At 42.8% G+C, this 22,088-nt stretch carries 20 protein-coding genes; 10 read left to right on the top strand and 10 right to left on the bottom strand.

Going from position 1 to position 22,088, the window contains the following annotated elements; genetic code table 11:
* Nucleotides 1-371: 371 nt before the first annotated feature.
* The 4 genes from ATB76_RS05120 to ATB76_RS05105 all read left to right on the top strand — a co-directional run bounded on the left by ATB76_RS05120 (nt 372) and on the right by ATB76_RS05105 (nt 4,954).
* Nucleotides 372-1,820, top strand: a complete 1,449-nt coding sequence (locus tag ATB76_RS05120) for a lytic polysaccharide monooxygenase (protein ID WP_216611240.1) — start codon at nt 372-374, stop codon at nt 1,818-1,820.
* Between the two features lie 467 nt (nt 1,821-2,287).
* Complete coding sequence (locus ATB76_RS05115) at nt 2,288-3,511, top strand: glycosyltransferase family 4 protein (protein ID WP_061034820.1); 1,224 nt, start codon at nt 2,288-2,290, stop codon at nt 3,509-3,511.
* 16 nt (nt 3,512-3,527) lie between these two features.
* A complete protein-coding gene (locus tag ATB76_RS05110; RefSeq protein WP_061034819.1) occupies nt 3,528-4,415 on the top strand; it encodes a phytanoyl-CoA dioxygenase family protein in 888 nt (295 codons plus the stop codon).
* Between the two features lie 107 nt (nt 4,416-4,522).
* Nucleotides 4,523-4,954 carry a GNAT family N-acetyltransferase gene (locus ATB76_RS05105; RefSeq protein ID WP_038874888.1) on the top strand — a complete coding sequence of 144 codons (432 nt, stop codon included), beginning with the start codon at nt 4,523-4,525 and terminating at the stop codon, nt 4,952-4,954.
* Nucleotides 4,955-5,101: 147 nt separating this feature from the next.
* Here ATB76_RS05105 and ATB76_RS05100 read toward each other — a convergent pair whose 3' ends face one another.
* Entirely contained in the window at nt 5,102-5,725 is a 624-nt protein-coding gene (locus ATB76_RS05100; protein WP_038871131.1) for an HD domain-containing phosphohydrolase, read from the bottom strand.
* 760 nt (nt 5,726-6,485) lie between these two features.
* On the opposite strand from ATB76_RS05100, the gene ATB76_RS05095 reads away from it, so the two are divergent.
* Both ATB76_RS05095 and ATB76_RS05090 read left to right on the top strand, forming a co-directional pair.
* A complete protein-coding gene (locus tag ATB76_RS05095) occupies nt 6,486-8,825 on the top strand; it encodes a hypothetical protein (protein WP_061034818.1) in 2,340 nt (779 codons plus the stop codon).
* A gap of 9 nt (nt 8,826-8,834) precedes the next feature.
* Nucleotides 8,835-11,168: a hypothetical protein gene (locus tag ATB76_RS05090; protein ID WP_061034817.1), complete on the top strand. Its 2,334-nt coding sequence runs from the start codon at nt 8,835-8,837 to the stop codon at nt 11,166-11,168.
* A gap of 29 nt (nt 11,169-11,197) precedes the next feature.
* Here ATB76_RS05090 and ATB76_RS05085 read toward each other — a convergent pair whose 3' ends face one another.
* Genes ATB76_RS05085 through ATB76_RS05045 form a run of 9 tightly spaced genes read right to left on the bottom strand, consistent with a single transcriptional unit; the run spans nt 11,198 to nt 18,939 of the window.
* The gene (locus ATB76_RS05085; protein WP_240538028.1) at nt 11,198-11,671 is read right to left on the bottom strand and encodes a hypothetical protein; all 474 of its coding nucleotides are present in this window, start codon (nt 11,669-11,671) and stop codon (nt 11,198-11,200) included.
* On the bottom strand, nt 11,637-12,062 hold the full coding sequence (locus ATB76_RS05080) for a hypothetical protein (protein WP_061034815.1): 426 nt from the start codon (nt 12,060-12,062) through the stop codon (nt 11,637-11,639). Before ATB76_RS05080 ends, ATB76_RS05085 begins: the two co-directional genes overlap by 35 nt.
* Before the next feature lie 2 nt (nt 12,063-12,064).
* Complete coding sequence (locus tag ATB76_RS05075) at nt 12,065-12,574, bottom strand: helix-turn-helix domain-containing protein (RefSeq protein WP_061034814.1); 510 nt, start codon at nt 12,572-12,574, stop codon at nt 12,065-12,067.
* A 3-nt stretch (nt 12,575-12,577) separates the two neighbouring features.
* On the bottom strand, nt 12,578-13,369 hold the full coding sequence (locus ATB76_RS05070; RefSeq protein ID WP_061034813.1) for an outer membrane beta-barrel protein: 792 nt from the start codon (nt 13,367-13,369) through the stop codon (nt 12,578-12,580).
* Nucleotides 13,369-14,409 carry a hypothetical protein gene (locus tag ATB76_RS05065; RefSeq protein WP_061034812.1) on the bottom strand — a complete coding sequence of 347 codons (1,041 nt, stop codon included), beginning with the start codon at nt 14,407-14,409 and terminating at the stop codon, nt 13,369-13,371. The genes ATB76_RS05070 and ATB76_RS05065 overlap by 1 nt, the downstream gene beginning before the upstream one ends.
* On the bottom strand, nt 14,409-15,110 hold the full coding sequence (locus ATB76_RS05060) for a hypothetical protein (RefSeq protein WP_308619660.1): 702 nt from the start codon (nt 15,108-15,110) through the stop codon (nt 14,409-14,411). The genes ATB76_RS05065 and ATB76_RS05060 overlap by 1 nt, the downstream gene beginning before the upstream one ends.
* Nucleotides 15,110-17,884: a TcfC E-set like domain-containing protein gene (locus ATB76_RS05055; RefSeq protein ID WP_081094891.1), complete on the bottom strand. Its 2,775-nt coding sequence runs from the start codon at nt 17,882-17,884 to the stop codon at nt 15,110-15,112. The genes ATB76_RS05060 and ATB76_RS05055 overlap by 1 nt, the downstream gene beginning before the upstream one ends.
* Complete coding sequence (locus tag ATB76_RS05050; protein ID WP_061034809.1) at nt 17,881-18,399, bottom strand: hypothetical protein; 519 nt, start codon at nt 18,397-18,399, stop codon at nt 17,881-17,883. Before ATB76_RS05050 ends, ATB76_RS05055 begins: the two co-directional genes overlap by 4 nt.
* A gap of 18 nt (nt 18,400-18,417) precedes the next feature.
* Nucleotides 18,418-18,939, bottom strand: a complete 522-nt coding sequence (locus ATB76_RS05045) for a hypothetical protein (RefSeq protein ID WP_061034808.1) — start codon at nt 18,937-18,939, stop codon at nt 18,418-18,420.
* A gap of 242 nt (nt 18,940-19,181) precedes the next feature.
* Between ATB76_RS05045 and ATB76_RS05040 the strand changes: the two genes are divergently transcribed.
* From ATB76_RS05040 to ATB76_RS05025, 4 genes are all read left to right on the top strand, one after another.
* On the top strand, nt 19,182-19,778 hold the full coding sequence (locus tag ATB76_RS05040; protein WP_061034807.1) for a winged helix-turn-helix domain-containing protein: 597 nt from the start codon (nt 19,182-19,184) through the stop codon (nt 19,776-19,778).
* Nucleotides 19,771-20,220: a hypothetical protein gene (locus ATB76_RS05035; RefSeq protein ID WP_042600709.1), complete on the top strand. Its 450-nt coding sequence runs from the start codon at nt 19,771-19,773 to the stop codon at nt 20,218-20,220. Before ATB76_RS05040 ends, ATB76_RS05035 begins: the two co-directional genes overlap by 8 nt.
* Before the next feature lie 2 nt (nt 20,221-20,222).
* Complete coding sequence (locus ATB76_RS05030; RefSeq protein WP_061034806.1) at nt 20,223-20,654, top strand: hypothetical protein; 432 nt, start codon at nt 20,223-20,225, stop codon at nt 20,652-20,654.
* A 150-nt stretch (nt 20,655-20,804) separates the two neighbouring features.
* Nucleotides 20,805-21,896, top strand: coding sequence for a choloylglycine hydrolase family protein (locus tag ATB76_RS05025; protein WP_061034805.1), 1,092 nt, complete (start codon nt 20,805-20,807; stop codon nt 21,894-21,896).
* Nucleotides 21,897-22,088 lie beyond the last annotated feature (192 nt).

The raw sequence follows: 22,088 nt of genomic DNA, 5'->3' as shown, positions 1-22,088 counted from the left end.
CAAAATAATTAATTATATTTAATATTTATAAATGGTGTTTTTTATTAAACTATTTGCTCTAGCCTTATGCTAAATTTCTTTTGAGATGATCATTTAAGTGATTGTAAATATTGTTATTTGTTAGTTTTTTGTCAGTATGTTCTGAAATTGTCGTTTTATTTAAATTTGTGATGTTTGTTCATATCGATAATCGTCAAACTTTCATTGATAGAACTTACGTATATTATTTTTAACTGTTTACTGATTAAAACTATAAACATGAAATAAGTAACAACGGTTATAAAGCATCCGTTGAATCTTATTTGTACTATAAACGGTAGAGAGTGAAAAAAGTGAAAGCAAATAAAAACATTCTTAAAGCAGCAGTGGGTATGGCGATGCTATCTGGCCTACCTACAGCAGCCAATGCTCACGGCTGGTCTGAGTTCCCGAGTGCTCGTCAAAACACGTGTTACGAACAAGGTGGAGTTTGGTCTGGTACGCCACCAAATGCAGCATGTGCTCAAGCGAAAGATATCTCTGGTTCTTATCCTTTTGTTCAGCGTAATGAATTCGCTAAGAACATTACTGATTACAACAATATGGCAGCAGTGAAAGCGGCGATTCCTGACGGCACATTGTGTTATGCAAATGACCCTCAGAAAAAGGGAATGGGTGCGCCACATACGGCTTGGACTCGTACTGAACTAAACACAGGAACATTTGAATTTGTGTTTAATGCGACGGCTCCTCACAACCCTTCATTCTGGGAGTTTTATCTAACCAAACCTGGTGCGGATCTAAGTAAAGCACTGGCATGGGGCGATCTAGACTTGATTCAGACGGTAGGTAATGTTCCCGTAAATGGCGGCAAATACCGCATGGACGTTACGATTCCGTCAGATCGTTCTGGTGACGCGATTCTATTTGTTCGTTGGCAGCGTGATGATGCCGCTGGTGAAGGCTTCTACAACTGTTCTGATATCACTATTGCAGGTGGTGATACTCTTCCTCCTGAAGCTGATCTTGTTCGCGGTGACCTGTACATTCCTCAAGGTTTTGTAAATCCTGAAATCGGTGACACAGTTAAATATGACATCATCAACAAGAATGGCGATGTGGCACGTAGTTTTGATATTAAGGTTGAAGCTTCGAACGTAAATGATTGGGCACGTCTACTTGCTTCAGAAATCAACGGTTGGCACGCAGAGTTCAAAGACGGCGCAGTCTTCATCGGTGATTGGCATGAAGAAATGTCACATTACATGTATTTCCAAAATGATCCATCACGTAACTTCTTTAACTCAAAAGATAGCCGCGCATCTGGCATGATTTCAGTTATTGATGGTGATGATGGTGGTGTAGAGCCACTGACTGGCGATATTTATGAACTTGTGAAGAGCGATAAAGTCGTCAATGCTGGTGACAGCGTAATTATTGCCACAAGTGAAGCCGCGAACCTAACACAAACTCAAGGTTCATCGGTGAGCATTCAGAACAACGGTACTGCGTCTATAGTGGTAAACACTAGCGCAATAACGCAGAACGAAACACTGTCATTTGTTGCTAACGCGGTAAACAGCGCGCGTGCTGAGACGTTTACTTTCGAGGTTATTGCAGGTGATGACGAAATTACGCCACCAAAACCTGAGCCAGACCCAGATCCTAAGCCAGATCCAGATGAGAATGGCACTTGGGATGCTGCCAAAACATACTTAGGTGGTGAAGTGGTTTCTTACGCTGACCAAAACTGGAAAGCACAGTGGTGGATTCAAGGTGGTGACAACCCTGAAGCGACTTACCAGAAAGACCAATGGGGTGTTTGGCGTCCAACTAACTAATCTCGATTCTCATAATGAGAGATATCAGTTTACGCGTTTATTAAATTGATAAATAAGAAAGCCACCATGGTTGATGTATGGTGGCTTTTTTGACGATGAGTAATTGAAACTCGACGTCGAATGCAATAAGCAATTCTAAAAAACTCGAGAGTTCAGATGCTTATTCCTAATCATTCTGGTGGGTTAATATGCGTCTGAGCGTTAACACCTCCTATAGTCTTGACCTCACCTTAAAATGACAATAATGCGAAATTTTACTTGAGCCCCATGGATGTGAGGGCTCTTTTTTTCGTTTGGCGCCTTTGCATCTCCCCTTGGCTTTGTTATTGCATAGTGAACAATAACCGGGGGACAGCGCATCTCTCGTTATCAAATTGAAAATAGGTACTCGGTTGGCTTTCTAACTTACGACCAATGAGCATTATGGGGCGACCTCTTTGCTCACGGAGATAGTGAAGGAGAAAGCAGTGAAAGATTCCAATGATTTAGTATTCAAACCAACAGTGTTTTGTTGGGCGTTAATCTCACCCCAAAAACAAGGTTCTTTTGAAGACTACCTATGGTCAATGGGAAAAGAAGCCCAAAAGCGTGGTTGGACTTACATTGTCTGCGTTATTGAACCCATATCACCGACTCTGAAGACATGGCTGCTTGAGTCAGGCTGTGAGCTTATTTGCTTAGATTATGACAAAATCACTAATTCAGGCTTCATTGTGCGTTTATTGAAAGAGCGTAAAGTCGATATTCTTCACACCCACTTTATTGGTCCAACAGATCCGAGTTTGTTGTTGTGTAAATTGAGGTGGGGCGGAAAAATTGTTTTTACGGATCACAGCTCCAATCCTCTTGGTATGCCCAGTAAAGATTATTTGGTCTTAAACCAACTCCGTTCTATGCGGCAAAGTATTCTGAGTCTCGCGATTGACGCATATCTGCCTGTCTCTGATTTTGTTGCATCACGCATTGCTCGAAACTTGCCAAATGCTCACCACAAAATACATCGCCTCTATAACGGTATTGACCTCGCGCGGTTTCAATCGGCGATATCTAAAGAGAAAGCAAGGCAGATTAAGTCCGCGCAACTTGGCGTATCCGACGACATCATGATAGTGGCCTTCATTGGTCAGCTGACACAGGAGAAGGGCATCGACCATTTTCTCAATGTTGCCAAACGTTGTGTTGATGGTGGTATCGAATGCCAGTTCTTGATCATTGGCGATGGCGCATACCGTAAAGAAGTGGAAACCCTTTGTGCTCATCAGGATTACCAGAGAGACATTCAATATTTAGGTTTACGCTCTGATGTTCCGGATATCTTGAGTGTCACGGATGTGTTTGTTATGCCGTCTCTTTGGGGAGAGGCGTTTGGTCTTACTGCGATTGAAGCGTCCGCATGCGGTGTTCCTGTTGTTGCTTCTAATATAGGTGGTCTACCAGAGGTCATACTGCATCATCACAGTGGGATCTTAATTGAAGCTGGGGATGAGACTGGTTTATATGACGTTATCTGGCGATTAATCGAAGATACGGACGCTAGAGTAGAGTTTGGCAAAAACGGCCGACGTCATGCAGAACAGAACTTTGGCTTGGACAATATGGTGTCTAAGACTTTTTCGCATTATCAACGTTTGCTTAATTCGAATGAAAGTTTGTGGGAGAGCATGAAAAAAATGCTCGAATTGAGAGGTTAGGAGAGAGGGAGCTCTAATGCTAAACGTAGAAGATATTCTCAAACAATTATGTGAAAACGGTATTGTTGTGCTTGATGGTTATATTCCGCTACCTAAGCTCGAGCAAATGCAGCGATGCTTTGATCAACACCTTACCCATCCACAGTTTAATACTTGGACGGGATACCAACAAAATGAACGATGGCGATTACTCATTGAAAACTTACTTACACTGTCGCCTGCTTTTTTGTACCCAATCCAACATGATGATTTGATGCATATATGCCGTGACTACATTGGCGACCGATTTCAAGTGACTGAGGTTAGGGGGTGGAAAACCATTCGTACCACTCGTAATTTTCATGGATGGCATAACGACGCTTGGTATGACGTTGACCGATGCCAAGAGCCGCCACCCCAGATAAAGTTGGGTGTGTATCTTACCGATGTAGACAGTGGTGAGTTTGCTTACGTAGAGCAAAGCCATCGACAAAAACTGGCTCCGGGTCATTGGAATAAAGCGCAAGTCGATGAAATGAACTTGCCAATAAGACACGTGACCGGCAAAGCAGGCACCGCCTTTTTATTTGATACGAGTGGGGTTCATCGACAAAACTATCCGGTGCTGACATCTCGTAATGTGGTGTTTTACAATTTTCACGATCCTGCTTTCCCTATTCAGAGTTTGGATAAGGAGTATGATCGGTACGCGCCGCTTTTGCTCAACGCTGCTTTTTTGAAAGGTTTGACCAAAGAACATGAACGAATCTTAGGGTTCGGCGATGAGCGATATTTTGAAGATGGCTTTATACCGAAACAACGTTATCCAGCTCTGCATAGTTTGGTTAAAGCTGGGTTATTTACCCGTCTTCTTGGACAAGATTGCCAACAATTATTTAATCGAGTGGCGACAAAGATCTTTTGAGGACGTTATTCTTAATCGTCTAGCGTAGGCAGAATACAGTGATCTTGTTAAAATGCGCGATTCGCGGCTGCACATTGAACTTCAGTCCACTCAAAGAGAGAACATCTATGACGGTAGAAAATGTGCTTCCTGAACACTATGCAGAGCTGCTAGTAGTTTGGGAAAACTCAGTCCGAGCGACGCATGACTTCATCACAGAAGAAGATATTGAGTTTTTTAAACCCATCATTATTGAGCAAGCATTTCCTGCAGTCACCTTAAAGTGTGTAAAAGACACTACAGGTGCAATACAAGGTTTTGTTGGTGTTCATGATGAAAAAATCGAGATGCTGTTTCTTCTAGATCAAGCAAGAGGAAAGGGCATAGGTAAGATGTTGCTGCAACATGCGATCAAACATCTCGGCGCAGTAAAAGTCGATGTGAATGAGCAAAACCCACAAGCCGTCGGTTTTTACCAACGTATGGGCTTCAAAATCGAATCTCGCTCACCACTCGATGATATGGGTAAACCATTTCCAATTTTACACATGACGTTGTAACGCTCGATATGTCGTACATCCGCCTCAACCAGGTTTTGTTAGAAGAAACGCCCAAAGCTAATAACTTTGGGCGTTTCCGTTTATGAACGTTGGATATGGGCAGTATCTCAAAAAAGACATTGGAAAAGACGATATTATTGATGCTCTTCACGACAGGTTGCTTTTACCGTGACAATCAATGTAAGTAACAAACAGCTCGACTAGATTCGGATTAAACTGGCCTTTATCTTTTTCGGTTAAAAGGATATTGATTGCTTTCGAGTTAGGCATGCCTTTTCTGTAAGCTCTGTCTGAAACCATTGCGTCCCATGTGTCGACAATCGCGAGCACTTGCGCGATAAATGGAATCTCGTCGCCCTTAAGTCGAAATGGATAACCATTTCCATCCCAACGTTCATGATGAAGACCACCAACCATTGTCGCTGTTTCTAGAGCTTTAATGCCTCTTGCTATCTGATAGGTGTGCTTTACATGCTCGCTCATCACTTGACGTTCAATTGGTTCAAGCTTGCCATGTTTATGGAGGATAGCCGTTGGTGTTTTTAGCTTGCCTAAGTCATGTACTAGAGCAGCATCAAAAATCAGCTCTAACTGCGCATCTGTAAAACTCAGAAACTCACCAAAATCATAAGCGACTAAGCATACATTGAGCGTGTGTGTATAGGTTTCCGGAGAGTGCTCAGCCATTTCTTGTAGCAACTCAAGTGCTGTAAATGAATGTGCATGGTTCAATGCCATTGCATACACATGATTGAATTTGACGTTTTGCATACCTACACCTTAAGTCGTTCGTTTGGGCCGGCAAGTATGGTGAAGGTCAGTGTTTGTGTTAAATGAATGGTCGTGAATCGAGATTAATAAGGGTTAAATGGCCATTTTAGAAGTTTTTACAATGAAGTAATTGTTTGGAATCAATGGGATAGTATCGTATAAGATTAATAGCGAAAATCTATGGGAGAATGGGTTTTAGATTGTGGTTGCATAAGTAAAAATGGTTAACAGTCATGCTTCTTCAATCCGCGATTAATGGCATTATTCACAACCATTTATTGGTAACTGATTCCGCTCGTGTGGATGATAGCCGCTCGAACAATCAGTATTAATTATTACACCATGACCCGAACACTATTTCACATAACGCTATGGCGCACGGCGATAGCTGAGTTTTCAAAAGAAGTTGGTTATGCCCAAAGTCCCCAAGGATTGGTTAATAACCGAATTACCATTCAACTGACACCCGAAAGAACGCGGCTTGTCGCTACCGTTCATTTGGACTTCAACTCTCTAAACTATGAAATTAGCAGCACTCAAGATTGCTTCGATTTTTGCCAACTACTTAAGGCAATAGAAAGTGTCAAAAGCTTCTAACCAGCCTTAACGCTCTGGATTTCATGAATTAAAAACAATTAATCCCCAATTAATCATTTTAATATCATAGTCTTAATCGTTAATAACTAATCATAGTCATTTAGTGGTTACTTTGAAGTGTTGCAGCCAAAATGGTTGAACCTTCAACAACCGAGTGACATCAATGAAGCTGTTCAACATGTATCTGTTGAAAAGGAATTCATCTCTATCTTTACTAACAAGCGTCTCCCTCGCAACACTTCTTACTGCGTGTAATGGTGGTAGCGAGGGCGGCTCGGACAATCCGGTAATTACTTCACCTGTCGACAATACAGCGATATTCTCTGCCAACATCGGTAACAATGCTATTGTTGGTGAGCGCACTTCTATTAACGTTACTGGTTATGTCAATACAAGCGATGATAGCGAGTTTGAGATTACGTCTGTCGAGTCATTATCAGGGGATGCTTGTCAGGTCGTCAGCTCTGGCTCAACATCGTTTGATGTAAGCTCGAATGAAACGCAAGATTGCCTGTATCAATACCGAGTCTCTCCAATGAGCAATAGCGCACAGTCAGAGTCTTATGTTCGTGTTGCTTCTGCTTCAACATATGCATCGACATCGCTACCGAGAATCACAGCTTCAACTACCGAGAATCAAGAAATCATCATTGACCTTGAAACGGAGTTAGGTGCTTCGATGCCAGATAGTAGCTACAAGTTACAAGAACAGATGGTTGTTATTGGTAACGGAAGTGCCACTTATCTCGACTCACAACGCATTCAATTTACGCCGACAGGAAAAGGGCAGAGTGAGATTTTCTACAGCTACGAAAGCGACTCTGCCATCAAACAAGGTACGATTTCGGTTTCTGTCTCGGAGTTGACTGAAAACACTCCGCCAACCGCCAATGCTTTTGCTCATCAAGAGCTCATCAAACTTGGTGAAAGTACTACGATAGATGTTGCGTCATATGTCTCCGATTTGGATGGAGATAACGTTCAGTTAGTCAGTGTTGAAGATTTTAACTCTACGATCGCATTGTTGTCGCCAACGGACGTAATGAATACTCAATTTACGTTTGAGTCGTCAACACCTGGTGCTCACGATGTGGCATATACCGTCAGTGACCACATGGGAGGTTACACAACATCGGTTGCTCGAATCGAAGTAGAGCCTGATTTTTCATTGATTCAAGATTGGGAAGATATCGTCACTTACGACCTAGTTATTGATACAGAGATCCGTTTCTTTGCGCCAATGACAAAAGTATATGCAGACTACGTAAATGCCTCTTACACCTCAACCTATACAGAAAATGGTGAATATGGTTTGAAAGATGCAGAGGTGGTAACGCAAACACTCACCCAAGCACGTCAATACTGCAAGGTGCGTGGTGGTCGTTTGCCACTCCAACGCGAACTTGAAACCCTTATGGCAAACGAAACCAGTGCGTTCAGCAACCACAACTGGCCAACGAGCAAGAAGTATTGGACGGCCGAGAACGTCAGTGAAACCAATACAGCGACGGTTAACTTGAATGATGGCCTGATTGGCAACCAGTCAAAAACGGTGGCTATGTACACAACGTGTGTTGATCTTAGTGATGGTGTTAAGGATTTCTCATCAGTGATCGAAAGTAGTTCAGCGGTATCTAATCGCTATGACTACAGGGTTCAAGTTTTTGATCCTGATGGCAATCTTGCTCCTTTTACTGATGTCACACTTGAATCAGTTTATGAACGGGGAGTATTTCAGAATAGAGAACCGATTAGTCATCTAACGACCAATGATTTAGGCGTTATAAACGATTCATATTTCGATATCTCTTTCACCGAGGAGGTTGTATCAATTGAAGTTAGCTCCGCAGAGGAATTGTTTCCGTTCGTTCCTGAAGACGATCATCTAGCCATTGATGTTACAGACCCATCGCTGTGGAGCAGTGATGAATATTGGAATAAAGGCATATATGAGCCGGATGAACAAGGTTTGATGTTGATGCCAGGTGTCGGCTACAGCAAGCTTTTTCACATTTATGAAACGCCGTTTAATGGTGAGAACTTTGTTATTAGATTTCGAGTCACGGCTGACAGCAGTTCTTCTCGAGGTGAGTTCGCTGTGATGATACAACAGCTAGGAAATGATCAGAGTTCTTGGGAGCAAGACGGAGTTATACAAACAGGAAACACGAGACCTTACCCTGTAGGAGAACCGACAGCATTTGGTTTGAATGTAAACCTCTATGGTTCCACACCAGTCTCGCTGTTTGAAGGGGGAGAGGTTTCTAGTTCGACGAACATTAGCTTTCGTGACCCTGACCGTTATTACTGGTTTGATAAAAGAGGGGAAGAGGTTTTTGTCTATACCTCTCTCACCGAAGACAGACCTGCAGAACCCTCTGGATCTTTTAACATAACTGGAGGAGTTGATCTGACCAATCCTTATTGGCTATCGATCGGCGGAAAGAACGCAGAGGCATCAAAAAACTACCGTATTTCAGAACTGCACATGGCAGCTTACTAGGGGAACACAATGAAAAAGTCTTTAATACTAACTCCAGTGGTGATGTGTTTTCTTTCTGCATGTAATGGTGGTTCTGGTAATGATTCATCATCCAACGGTGTTGAAGGAAGCTCTCCTGAGACAGTGAACATAGAAACTTCTCCTATCCAATCTAAAGGACTGGTGAGTGAAGAGGTTGCTATCGACGTTTTGGCTACAAATGAAGTCAGCGCGGCGATGAAGGTGACATCTGTGCGCTCAATATCAGGAGATAGTTGTCAGGTTACGTCCATTGGTGAACAGTCATTTACGACAAGTTCTGATGAAGTAGGCGAGTGCCAATACGAATACACAGTCGCCCCAAAAAATAGTGAGCTTTATGTGGGTGAGGAATCTTCAATTGCTCGTGTTTCTGTGTCTGAAACAGCAGCTGATAATACATTACCCAACCTTGCAGAAACGACGGATATTGATACGCCTGTTGTGATTGACCTTTCTCAGGAATTAGCCGAGGAGCTTGATACATCAGTGTTCTATCTATCGTCTGATGCATCTGTGCTTGGCGCCGGTATCGTGGATAGCGATGCGGCGAACAATGTGCTTACTTTTACTCCATTTGAGGTGGGCGTTTCTCGAGTTACTTACTCAATGACAGATGGTTCTGTCACCAAGCTAGGAACGATTGATGTTGCTGTTTCTGATACGCAGAATACGCCGCCAGTTGCCCTTAACTATGTCCGTGAAGGGAAGTTAGATAAAGGGATGTTGGTGACGATTGATTTAACGGACTATATCTCTGATGCAGAAGATGCGGTGATCCTCGAATCCGTGAGAGCTTACAATGCGGAGACCGAAATTACGTCCGCTTCTGAGCATACCTTTACTTTTCGTTCCTCAGAGCCGGGAGCACATGAAGTTGCTTACACCACTAATGATGGTCGCGGTGGATACGCGGTTGGACAAGTTTATCTTGAAATAGAGCCTGATTTTAGCCTTGTTCAAGATTGGGATGATGTAACGGTTTACGACTCAACAATTGGTGCAGATATTACATTTACAGCCCCTGTAAGTAAGGTGCTAGCGGACTATACCAATACCGCGTATACGAATTATCAAGCACAAGATGGGGTTACTGGGCCGAAAGGAGCAGAAGTGGTCACCATGAACCTTGAACAAGCGCAAAACTACTGTGCGACAAGGAATGGACGTCTACCAATCAACCGTGAATGGGAATTACTCATTGCAAATCAAGGTAACCTTTTTACCTCTCAAAACTGGCCTGCAGGTGCAGATTTTTGGAGTGCAGATATGATCTCCGAAACTGCTGGTAAGAGCATTAACGCGATAGATGGGACGATTTCTGAGTTAGCGAAGTTAACAGGTGAAGGGTTCGTTACCTGTGTGTTGTTAGATAGCGAGGCGGTAAAGGATTTTTCAAGTGAAATTGAATATGTTACGCGCCCTTATAGTAACGTAAGTGATGTGTCTTTAAAGGTAACTGACCCAGACGGAAGTTTAGCGCCATACCAGAACATTGAAATCATATCTGAACGTGAAAAAGGCGTGTTCAGTAATTATGAAACAAGCGAAACTCTTTTGTCGGATGCAAGCGGATCAGCAGTTACCACATACACAGACTTATCTTTTAACAATGAAGTGATCAATGTTACAAGTAGTTCAAATGCAAAATCTTCAATTGCTTACTCGTCTAAAGACGCGGTTACGGCCTCAACTCTGCCTGTGAATGAAAGCAATAAGTGGAATCGTGTTGCAGCGGAGAGTGGTACGATTTTGCCGATAGATGATATCGGCATTCCATCACTCTATTATGGAACAGGCGGATCAATAAGAGCATTATCAGTATTTAATGAACGCTCTTTTACTGGTAGAAACTTTATTGGTTACGTTAAAGTCAAAAACTTTGGAGAAAAAGATGCGATATCCGGTAAGTTATCGTTTATCGTTCAGCAAGAATCTATAGTCCCTCAGTCAGGTTGGGGGGATGCAGCCTATCAACCAGGCTCACCTCGTAGTAACAAAGCGTTTGAAATAGTGACCAACTACTGGAATGAGAGAACGCAGGTTTTTTCTGGTTATGGAAACTCGGTAGGTCTAGCTGATATGAACGTAGCCTCTCATGAGAGACATATTTGGTTTGAAAATAACAATGGTCACTTTATGGTTTACTCCTCAGAGACGTCAGATAAACCACCAGAACCATCAGTATCATTTAACATGGATTGGGCAGGAATGGATCCAGACCAACCTTATTGGGTGCAAATCAGCAGCCGAATTAGTCGTGATGGTAACTCTGTAGGGGTTATGACATACGTTACTGATGCTAAGTTTGCGTCTTTTGATTAATGAAAAGCTAGCCAATCTTGGCTAGCTTTTTAATACCAATTCAACTGGCCGGATAGTCTGGCTAGTTGCTCCTGTGTCCCCTCAGATTCAATCTCTTCATCGTAAGTCAGCAAAAACTCTTGTTTGTTTAGGCGTTCAATTCTTGCGTCAAAATATAGGTTGTTTGCGTTGATGAGATCCCTTTTAAATGCTTGTGAAGAGTGATCAGCGATGTACAAGTACTGGCTGCTCAGCGTCAAGAAGTAAAAGCAGCTGTTTGTGTAACCGACAATACCGGAACTCTTTCTCATTGTTCCGTCTTCTAATGTGGTAATGAAGGTAAACAAACCATTGTTTACGTATACGCTGAGTTTTCGGTTAGGGTTGCTCAATTGGCTTTCTATGGAGAACTTAGAACCTAGCAAACTTAACCAAGGGCTCAGTATTACCAAGCCTCCTATAATTATCGACACCTTCCACAATGAGAACTTACCAGAAGCCCATTTGACCAGTAATTTCGACATTATCGAGCCTTTCATATTCAAACCTCTTGCTGAGATAAACGGTGTTACTTTTTTCATCGAGTTGAGCGACGTTGATTTGAGAGAGGTAATCTTTAGCGTTGAGCGTTATTGTTTGGGCTGCATTTTGATTGCCATCTAAAAATTCATAACTCTTGTTAAAAGACAGCATAAATACCGTATTGTTTACCACCGCATAAAGCCCTTGGCTATGACGAATGACATCATGGGGCATGAATTGGAGTGATGAATAAAAGCCATGGGAAAATTGTAAATGCGTTTCTAGTCGTGTTGAGGTCACAGGCGAATACACGGTGAAATCGCCACCAGTAGCATTGATAAAAGGCATCGCAACAATGAGCGTCGCAATGCCAATCGTTCTTTTGAAGTTCATGATTAGTATAAAGAGTAATAAAGCGCGCTGCTGTAAAGCAAAATGAAAACGCTAAGGAAAATATCTCCCCAGCGAATTGAGGGGAGGTTAGTTTGAGTTGGGTAAGACCGCGTTTGCAATGGTCCTGCTTTTTCTCCCGTTTGTTTTGAGTCGGAGAGAGAGGCAAAGTCGTTGGTTGCCCTTGATTGCAATGACATTAGGTGTATACCAACAGGCAAAACCAGTTTGTAGCCTAGCGTTGGATAAGCCCGGATTTCAATGTTTGAGTTTATGGTGGTAAGTTTTCTACGCAGTTTCATAATACTCACGTTCAGGGAGTTAGAACCGATAGGCTTATCTGGCCAACCCGCCGCGATGAGGGCATCTCGGCTATAAATATTGTCGGTGTCGTCGAAGAGTGTTTTCGCGATGTTTAAGCTGCTTACGCTCATGGATACCGACATGACTAAGCTTTTTGTTGAGTCGTCATAGGCATCAATGGCGAGATTAGCCTCATCGATACAAAGCAACATGGTTTATTGGCACTGCAAGTTTGGGATTATGACGGTATCCTTTGGATGAATAACGTCTATATCACGTAAGGCTTTAAAGCCATCGTTGGCTGACTTCAGCTCGTTAAAGGAAATGTGATGTTGGCTTGCGATTTTGTACAACCAATCCCCTTCTTTTACGCGATATACGTTGACCTTACACTCTGTGCCGCGATCTGTGTATTCCATAACCGGTATAACTTGCTTGTCTGTTTGTGTTTCAGAAACCACTTGAATCTGATCATAAACAGGAGAGGGCGCTTGAGTTTTGGTCTTTTGGAATCGATATTGAATCCCGAAACCCAATGATTGCAATTTATAGTCTGGCTCCTGACTGGAAATGAACTTGTAGCCAAAGTTGAACGCCCAGAGCGAGTTTAGCTCATATCGAATGCCAATTTGTGCGATGGGCGAGAGCTCGTCGTTTTCCAAAATCATGCCCAAACCGCCGTAAAGTTTGTAGCGTTTAGAGAGAGGCAAGGTGCCCAGCAACGACAGATCGGTTCCGTAGCGAGAGGTATTTTGAGTGGTGTTACGGTATTCACCGACTTTGAGCATATCTAGCTGGCCATATGTACCGGTTGATGCTTCTATTGCCCAGGTTGGAGAGAGTTGATAGCCAAGCTTTATCCCTCCTCCAAAAGAGGAATCAGAGAACTCGGTATCTGTTTTGCCGTTATGGGTGAGGGAGCCTCCCACGTACCAGTTGGTAGGCTCTGCAATAACAATAGAAGAGAAGCCTGCAATGATTCCCATTGTGAACGTAGTTCTATTCATTAATACAACTCCTCGAACATAACGGTGAAACTTCCTGAGTAAGTGCCGGATTCAACTTCGGTTGAAGGAATATCTTGGTAACTCACCATGAGATCAAAATTAATCACATTGGTTGGCGCATCGAGTACATAACTTGTTTCGTCATTCGTCAGTTTGTTTGCACCATTTTCTACCCAAATAGGGTCGTCACAGTTGGTGGAAGCACATTCAATACTAAACGGGATTTCTGTCTTCCCAGTGTTGGACGTCAACGTGAATTCATGGGTTAGCAAAGTCATAGATAATCCCGTGCTAAAGGTTCCTGTTGCGGTAATATTGAACATGGTTTCAGCGGACACAGTATGGTTGGTTGTGTCATAAGTAGGGTTCATTACACCATCACCAGCAACATCGATGCTTTCCAAACTATTAGGAACATAATCGATATTGACGGTGAAAACGTCAGATAAAACACGATAGGTAAGGGCGCCACCTGACGACTGATAGTAGTATCGAATGTCAGCAGGAATGGTTGCCGTGTACACACCTTTCTCTTGTCCCTGCAAAGCGGCTAGGAGTGCGGTTTTATCCAAGTCAAAGGTTGGTCTGTAAAAATAAAAAGGGGTAACCTCATTGCTGTAATCAAGAGAAAAGCTTGCACTACAACTTTGAGTACTCTCATCTGCAAGAGTGACAGTATTTCCAGATAGCTGCGATGTTGCGCAGCTTGGGGTTACAAGTTGAGTGTCATTACGAACATAATTGTTAGATGACACGTTGTATTGCACGCCTTTCAGCCCGATATGGGCATTAACGTTTGCCCCAGTCGGTCCAGTTAACGTCATTTCATCTGGCTTGTTGGTTAGGTACGCGCCCGGGAGAAAACGATCTGTCGGAGTGAGACCACTTGCCACTGTCCAGTCACTTAAGGTGTATGTGTTGCCACCTAAAGCAATGGCGTTCTCAAGTCGCAATTGTTGACCTTCAATGTGAACATTGAGCGTAGCACTATGAACCAGCGGGGCAGCAAGCAACAGTAACCAAGAAGCAGAACGAATCATTACTTGCCATCCTTTAACGTTATCTTTTTATGGTAGCTTTCGTCATGGTTAATAACGGTCACTTCTACTTGATCTTTTGAGATGTTTTTAGGCAATTCATACGTGCGCTCACGACCCGATAAGGACATAGCGGTAAATTCGCAGTCTTCTGTTACCGTATCTGTACATTGGTCCACATAAGCGCGGATGAAGCTGTTACCCGTGTTGTTGATGTGCAGTTTCCCGTTCGACAGTGATACTGAGTAGTCGATTTTCTGTGTTTTCGCAGGAATCACAAAGAGAGGACGATAGCCAAAGTTGATCGTCACAGCAGACTGTGATTTTCCTTCTGGATCGTAAGGTGATGGTTCAAAGCTAACTAGGTAGTATTGGTCTTCGCTAAAATCACATTTGTTACCACACAAAGAACGCACACCAACTTGCTTTTGGCGACCTGATTCAAGGATCATCTTTGGATGAGTTAACGTTACGCGCCAATCAGAGAAGTTTGCCTCCGTATAAGGTGTGCGCGTCAGTTCGCCATTTTTAACTTGCAGCTGAGTGATATTCGATTGAATGAACTCAGTGGTCGATTTGTTGTTTGAGATAGTGAAAACGCCGTTTCCGTATTCGTCACCTACTAACAACATAGTATCTACGTTCATTGCTGAAGCTGCCGTTGAAATAAGTGCAGCAGCGAAAATTGGAAGTGATTTCATCATCAGTTACCTTCTGGTCTATTAAGTACAAAGTCGCGCTCTTGTTGCGTTTCCGAGTTGGCGTACTGAGCGACGTTTTCAATGTTTTGACGTTGTTGATGACTGAGTTGAAGATCCTTATCTCCAGTCAGGTAAACAAAAGACTTACGGCCCAAACGCGTTGTTAGCAGTTCAGCGCCATTGTTGGTCATTGCCTTGAGTTGTTGGTTGATCTCTGTGAGGTCATCAAATTGACCGATGTACATCACATTGATTTCTCGATTATTTTTGACCAGAACCATTGACTCCAATGGTTCAAGATCTGGCTGGCAGTAATTTGTGCCAAAGTTTAATTGTTTTGCATCGTCTACCGATGGTAGATAACATTGCTGGCCACCGCTCTTGAGTGAGAAAGTTTGCCCTTCTTGAACATCCACTTTGTGAATACCTGAAGTAATGTTTGAGATGGTCAAACACGCAGGGCCTTCACATTCGATAGTCTCAATGTCGTTACCGAAAATATCTTTGAATTTACTGACAAAGCTGATGACTCGGCTGACATTTGAGTTGAGTTCAATTACGGTTCCTGGGTGCGTATAACCCGTCGCGTTTTGCTGACCTGTATTGTGCAGCGCAACACTCTCCACATCTAATTCGATAGTGCTGGTTTGATATTTATCGAGTGAAATCAAGCCAGAATCACCATAGATGTATTCTTTATGCTTCACTTTGTCGTCAGCTTTTACCACCAACAAGCCTTTTGTTTGGCTCTCTTCATTGTCAAAACGAATGTTGTTCTTCGTATCAACAGAGACGTACGCATCACTCTGCTTCGTAGTGAAGTGAATGCTATTCTTGCCAATAACTTGTGTACTGCTTAGTGACGCGTTAACTGACTTTTCACCGTTGTCAGCAAGGTACACAAAACCATCTGCATGATAATGTTCGTTTCGGTTTGCCGCATAAGCCGTCACATTATTGAGCGAAGATTGCGACGAGTTTGCATAGTAACTGTTGCTTGCCGTTAGACGGAGATCCGTCTCTTCACTATCTAGCAGATCTCGAGTTTCTAGACTGTTGGTGTATTGGCTAAAGCCATCTTGATCTATGGTGACACTCGACTTGCCTCTTAGCTTAAAGGACAAGGGGACCGACCAATTAATAGCGAGAGTCAGTTCGCCTTCATCAAAGTCAGAAGCCAGCGATTCGTTGTTGTAACTCAGGTTGACATCAAGATTAGAATCAAGCACGAAAGGTGCACTTAATCCTGATGACAAGAACCAGTTTTTACGCTCGTTGTTGTAGATATCTGCCTGATTTAAGTAGTTTACCGACCCATATCCACGGATTTTTTTACCTAGTGTGAAACTGCTCGATAGGCTCAGTTGCTCCTTACTCGCAGCGCCATACAGGTACTGGGCAAAACGGTTCTTCTCTTCGTTATCGAGCTTTTCATAGGTGACGCCGATGCGGCCTACATTTAGGTAGCCAGATAAGTAAGAAGCTTCGCCATCAATTGAAGAGGCAGTCACCTCATAACGGCTATCAAATGGTAAATACCCTTTAAGGCCAACTTGCCCCATGTTGTACTCTTCGGTCACAGTAGAGCCTAAGGCGAGGGTTTGAGTATCAGACCATTTATATGCCACTATGCCTTGAAGATAAGGCTTGGCTTCGAAAGATTCCGTCTTCTGCGCTTCAAATTCATTGTCTTCATTGATGACCTCTACATCCGCACCTTGGAATTGACCTGCTGAAATAAAATAGTCGAATTCTCCGGTGTTAAGCGTATCGGTTTGCGCGTTATAAATACGAACCGACTCTGTGGAAACCACTTGAGAACCTGCCGTGATCTCTACCGTCACGTCGTAAACACCACTAGGAAGTTCTGAATAGCGAATACTGCCTTGGCCTTCTGTTACCGACTTTTGGACGATGATCTGTTCGTCTTTGTAAACTTTTAGAACGCCACTAGAAGGGGCATAAAAAAACAAAAACTGGTCATCATTACTATTTGCTCGACTTAGGTTCTTACTTGAAGATAGATTTACACTAGCTTCATGGTACTGAGTGCCATTCAATAAAAACGATGTGCTGTTCAATGCCAAGCGTTCTTGATGATAGCCGGCGGTTAGGCGCAAGTTTTTGTGTTCAATATTGTAGTAACCGTAGTTAACCTCGGAGGTTCCTTCTTGGTTGCTAACATAAGTGTCAAGATGTACCGAACCATAAGGTAGACCCAAAATGAGTTGGTCACTGAGTGACAGGTTAGGGCTACCGTTAAAGCTTGACGTTGTGTATACATTTGCGCGATTGATCAAACCAGTATTTGCATTGTACGTTGACGCGTAGTCTTTCTTTATTGCTCCCGGTTTTGTATTGGCAAGCAGCGCTTTATTGACGTAAATGTAGAGCTTGTTTGTGTGGTAATCATAGAAAACATCGTATGACTCAGGGTTAAGAGAGCACAGGTTCAAGTCTCCCACACAATCAAAGCTGTTTTCTGCGCCAAGCACTAAATCATTAGTGATTTTCGTAGCCGTCACCTTGGTTAAGCCAGAATGCACTAAGTGTTCCACTAACGTTTGAACGTCATTCTGATCTTTAAGTTGCACAGAGTGGTATGTAACTAACATTGGCAACGTGACGAACGAGCCATTCAGCCCTTTGATTTCCACATCTCGAGCTTGTTGCTCATAGAAATCTTGAAAACCTTGAGGGATCGGTGCCGCAAAAGAAGCGTTACTAAACGAAAGTGTTACCAAAATACTGGTAGCAACGGTGGAAATTCTATTCACAATGAAAGCTCCGCTAGCACAGATAGTTCGCCTTGACATAAGCTCGCGCTCTCAGGCAAGGTCCCGAAAGAAAATTTGACGTCGTATTCGCCAGCCTTTACGCCATCCGAAGCTTGATTGAACTCCATCAACAAAGGTTCAATCTCTGTTAATGGTTGTCCCTCAATGTAAACTTGAGCAAAATCTGACGGTGTTACTAGGGCCGTCTCATCCGCGCTGTAACACTGTGAAGTGTTGCTCTTCATAAAGAGTTGAAACTTCATTGACTGGTCAGAACTCGGAATGTCTGTCGTGACCGTCAACAAAGTGAACGCATCATTAAATGTGTTCGTTTTCGTATTTGTTTTTAGTGTTAATGAAGAAGGGGAAAACGCGATGTCAGTAATCTGGTGAGAGAAAAACTGACTTTTATCGATTTCACTGACCAACTGAAAAATGTGTGTTTCTGCTTTTACGCTGAAAACGAATGTTCCAGTCAACATGCAAAATAACGAACGAATCAAAGAAAACTTCACGTTTCCCCCTTTTGTCAATTAAAGGCCGTCTTCGTAGCTAGCGGTCATTTGAACACTAACTTGACCTTCGCCTTGTACAGCAATATCGGTGATTGGTTGTTCATTTTTAACCGTCAGAGCAACAACGCCTGTTTGAAGTTCATTGAAATTACCCTGAGTGAACGTTGTGCCTGATAGTTGATCAGTTACCGCTACGTCAGCTTCGTATGACATTGAACCATCCATCATTACTTGAGCGCTGATGTATGACCACGTTGCCAGAGGTTGACGGTCACCAGTTGTTTCTAATGCAGAGTCATAATCACGAGCTTCAAGAATCACCTCTGTAGAAGTGAACTTGCCGTCTTTCTCAATGAAGAGAGTTCCGGAAGCAATCTCGCCGCCGCCTTCACCTGTAATCTTTAGGTTTGTGCTAGGAACAGAGCTACCAATTAGGCCACTCCAGATAACTTCGGCACTTGCTTCATCTGCTGCATTTACCGCCCCAGAAGCGAAAGTGATTGCTGTCGCACCCATCAAGAAAAATGTATTAAGTTTCATGTTTTTCACCTATGTTTAAAAAAGTTGTTGGTTCGTATCCAATATGAAATCGAGCCGTTTTTCGTCGACGGCAATTTGAATCGATTGAGCGAAAATTTGGAAATAAAAGGCTGTTAATAGTGCTTTATCGATGATTAAAAGAGATTTAATTCAGTTGAATCTCTTCCATAAGGCCATGAATAATTTGAATTTATATTTTTTTATACAACAATTAATGCTAATGGGGTTGCACGAGGTTAAAGATGTACGAACGGCTATCTATTGATACGGTTAGAAGAACGATTACCTTGGTCGATAGTGAATCGGGAAAGGAAAATCAACCACTTGAAATGAATCGGAGTGAATATAATTTGCTTCTCGCTTTTTGTGATTCTCATGGCGAGGTTATCGATAAACAGGCGTTGATTGAATTGGGGTGGCCCGGACGAGTTGTTGGAGATAACTCGCTTGCGGTTGCGATTATGAAGTTACGCAAAAAACTCGACAGTCTGGAATTGGGGTTCGAGATAAATAACCTTCCTGGTGAAGGGTATGTATTCATCAATGCAAACAATGTTGGGATAGAGCATGAAAATGGCGCTTCAGATGCAAGTAATCCAAAAATAGAAGAAACGGTAACAGCGGAACCTGTTGTAGAGAATCTAGCCGGCATAAAAGAGGAACCGAACCACTCGGAATCACGACATGTTGAGATTCAACGTACCGGTATAAAAAATCTGATCAGAAAGCCGATTTTTTGGGAGGTTTCACTCGGGATAATTGTTGGCATCGTCACTTTCTACTTTGTTTATCGCGAGGCATTTGAGTGTTTTGATTGCTTTGGAGGAGTCGGTGGCTAACGTAAAAAGACTAAGCTTAAGATTACTCGTTGTAATCGGCATTGCGTTTTTTCTCCCGTGGTTCTTTTCTCTTGGTACTTATTTTTCTGGTTATGCCCACTTTCAAGATGAAGAACATGAGATCTTATTGACGGCCAAATCGGGCTTCTACAAAACCATCCATACTTTTGATGGCCAAGTGTACCGAGTTCACACTGGTATCTATGCGTCTTTAGGCAGTTCAATGTATTTCTTTTCACTTGATGGGAATTACATCGAAGGTCTTGAGCCCGAGTTTGCTGAGAAAGTGATCAGTTTAGATTTATCTCGTTATTTCCGAGGGCTCACTCACGTGAAGCTTGCAGATCGAGGCGATGGTAAGTGGATCGGTAAGATGCAAAAATCTGAAAGTGAACATCTTTTTGATGAAGTTGTTTTTAATGGACGCTTGGTAGGATGGTGAAAATGGGAAGAAAGAAAAAGGTGCTCATCTACCTAGCACTACTTATTACTCTATTGTCCATTCCTTGGTTGAATGCTTTGACCAGTGTATTTCTGTTGGAAGGAGACTTCGGCGACAGAAACGTTAAGCTTATTGGCTCTCATGGCAGGTATAAGATGGACGTGAATTACCTTTCGAATACTCATATCGTTAATACTGGGTATTATGCTTCCTTTTTCGATACTCTCTATTTGTTTCAACTTCGCCGAGATAAAGTCGCCAATGATGATGCGTTTGATATTAACGAGTTTCTCAGGGGCCATCGAATTGTCATCGTTTTTAAGCTTAATCAAAAGTCCGATAAAGAGTACTCGATCAAATTCATCGAAGAGGACCCACGCAAAGGCATTTCTATGTACCCAGTAACTATTGAAGGTGACTTGGGGATTCTATAGTAAGCAATGAGTAGTGCTCTAATCACTAGAGTGCTATTTTGTGTCTACATGAGCAATTTTATATTCCACCATTTTAATATCTTTTCGATTGTAAGTTACCTAGAAAGTACTACAATCGCGAAATGTTACTCCTCCTTGGTGGATCTAAAAATGATAAAGAAAACCCTCCTTGCTATGGCGCTTTCTGCGAGCATTATCGTTCCGGCGAGTGCTTGTACTGGCATCTCTCTTTCTACTGTGGCGAATGACCACATTCATGCTCGCACAATTGAGTGGGGCGAGAACGATCTCAACAGCAAGTTGATTGTTGCTCCCCGTGATTACATGTTTACTTCAACTATGCCGGACCAGAAACAAGGTTTGAGTTGGAAGAGTAAGTACGGCTTTGTTGGGATCTCCGTCAGTGACGATCGCTTCATTGGCGAAGGCATCAATGAAGAAGGGCTGACTGCCGGTTTGTTTTACTTTAAAGGTTACGGCTCGTTAACAGCGTACGACGCGAATGACCGTGCAAACAGCATCGCTGATATGGACTTTGTTCGTTGGATGCTGTCGCAGTTCAAAACCGTCGATGAAGTTAAAACAGCGATGAAAAATATCGATATTGTACCGGTTTATATCGATGAGAAAGGACAACCTTCACCAACTGGGCACTGGCGTGTTACCGACAAAGCGGGTAACAACATCGTCATCGAAATCATGGATCATGGCCAAGTACACATCTACGACAACGAAGTAGGTGTATTAACGAACTCGCCAACGTTCCCATGGCAAGTGACTAATTTAAATAACTACATTCATTTGCAACCGGGCACTAGTGCGCCAACCAAGTTTGGTGGTGTTGAGGCGAAGTCGTTCGGTATTGGCTCAGGGTTCTTGGGTATGCCAGGGGACATTACACCACCATCGCGATTTGTTCGTGCAGCGTTTTTCGTCAATACTGCTCCGGAATCAAAAACGGGCGAAGAGGCGGTGTCACAAGCATTCCACATTCTGAACAACTTCGATATTCCAATTGGTACAGAATTTGGGCCTGAATATCGTGAACATATCCCTGATTTGCCGAGTGCGACGCAATGGACCTCGGTGATCGATCAAGGTAACAAGGCGCTGTACTACACCACGATGCACGACAGTCGAATCAAGAAAGTTGACCTGACTAAGATTGACTTTGACAAAAAGCAAGAAGTGAAACGCGAGTTGGATAACGGGACTTTTACGTTTACAGACGTGACACCTTAGTTTTCCCTCGAACGTATAAATAACGCACTAAGCGGAGAAGGTTTTCCTTCTCCGCTTTTTTATTTCCGAAACATCATGAATTTCAAATAGAGTTTTGAAAATTGAGGTATTGATTCAGTAAGTTATGAAGCACGAGTTATTAGCTAATGAATTTCATGACTCTTATTCCATATTAAACAGACTTTATGCGAG

Source organism: Vibrio sp. MOR3 (assembly GCF_001557775.1).
Classification (GTDB): Bacteria; Pseudomonadota; Gammaproteobacteria; order Enterobacterales; family Vibrionaceae; genus Vibrio; species Vibrio jasicida.
The sequence above is the reverse complement of the archived record's forward strand: the minus strand, read 5'-3'. Positions and strand labels throughout refer to the sequence as shown.

Excerpts from the sequence above, each read along its gene's own strand:
- ATB76_RS05100 (WP_038871131.1), bottom strand. The coding sequence starts at position 5,725 with ATGCAAAACGTCAAATTCAATCATGTGTATGCAATGGCATTGAACCAT.
- ATB76_RS05105 (WP_038874888.1), top strand. The coding sequence starts at position 4,523 with ATGACGGTAGAAAATGTGCTTCCTGAACACTATGCAGAGCTGCTAGTA.
- ATB76_RS05060 (WP_308619660.1), bottom strand. The coding sequence starts at position 15,110 with ATGATGAAATCACTTCCAATTTTCGCTGCTGCACTTATTTCAACGGCA.
- ATB76_RS05040 (WP_061034807.1), top strand. The coding sequence starts at position 19,182 with ATGTACGAACGGCTATCTATTGATACGGTTAGAAGAACGATTACCTTG.
- ATB76_RS05120 (WP_216611240.1), top strand. The coding sequence starts at position 372 with ATGGCGATGCTATCTGGCCTACCTACAGCAGCCAATGCTCACGGCTGG.
- ATB76_RS05080 (WP_061034815.1), bottom strand. The coding sequence starts at position 12,062 with ATGAACTTCAAAAGAACGATTGGCATTGCGACGCTCATTGTTGCGATG.
- ATB76_RS05085 (WP_240538028.1), bottom strand. The coding sequence starts at position 11,671 with ATGTCGAAATTACTGGTCAAATGGGCTTCTGGTAAGTTCTCATTGTGG.
- ATB76_RS05075 (WP_061034814.1), bottom strand. The coding sequence starts at position 12,574 with ATGTTGCTTTGTATCGATGAGGCTAATCTCGCCATTGATGCCTATGAC.
- ATB76_RS05090 (WP_061034817.1), top strand. The coding sequence starts at position 8,835 with ATGAAAAAGTCTTTAATACTAACTCCAGTGGTGATGTGTTTTCTTTCT.
- ATB76_RS05095 (WP_061034818.1), top strand. The coding sequence starts at position 6,486 with ATGAAGCTGTTCAACATGTATCTGTTGAAAAGGAATTCATCTCTATCT.
- ATB76_RS05025 (WP_061034805.1), top strand. The coding sequence starts at position 20,805 with ATGATAAAGAAAACCCTCCTTGCTATGGCGCTTTCTGCGAGCATTATC.
- ATB76_RS05110 (WP_061034819.1), top strand. The coding sequence starts at position 3,528 with ATGCTAAACGTAGAAGATATTCTCAAACAATTATGTGAAAACGGTATT.
- ATB76_RS05065 (WP_061034812.1), bottom strand. The coding sequence starts at position 14,409 with ATGATTCGTTCTGCTTCTTGGTTACTGTTGCTTGCTGCCCCGCTGGTT.
- ATB76_RS05070 (WP_061034813.1), bottom strand. The coding sequence starts at position 13,369 with ATGAATAGAACTACGTTCACAATGGGAATCATTGCAGGCTTCTCTTCT.
- ATB76_RS05045 (WP_061034808.1), bottom strand. The coding sequence starts at position 18,939 with ATGAAACTTAATACATTTTTCTTGATGGGTGCGACAGCAATCACTTTC.
- ATB76_RS05030 (WP_061034806.1), top strand. The coding sequence starts at position 20,223 with ATGGGAAGAAAGAAAAAGGTGCTCATCTACCTAGCACTACTTATTACT.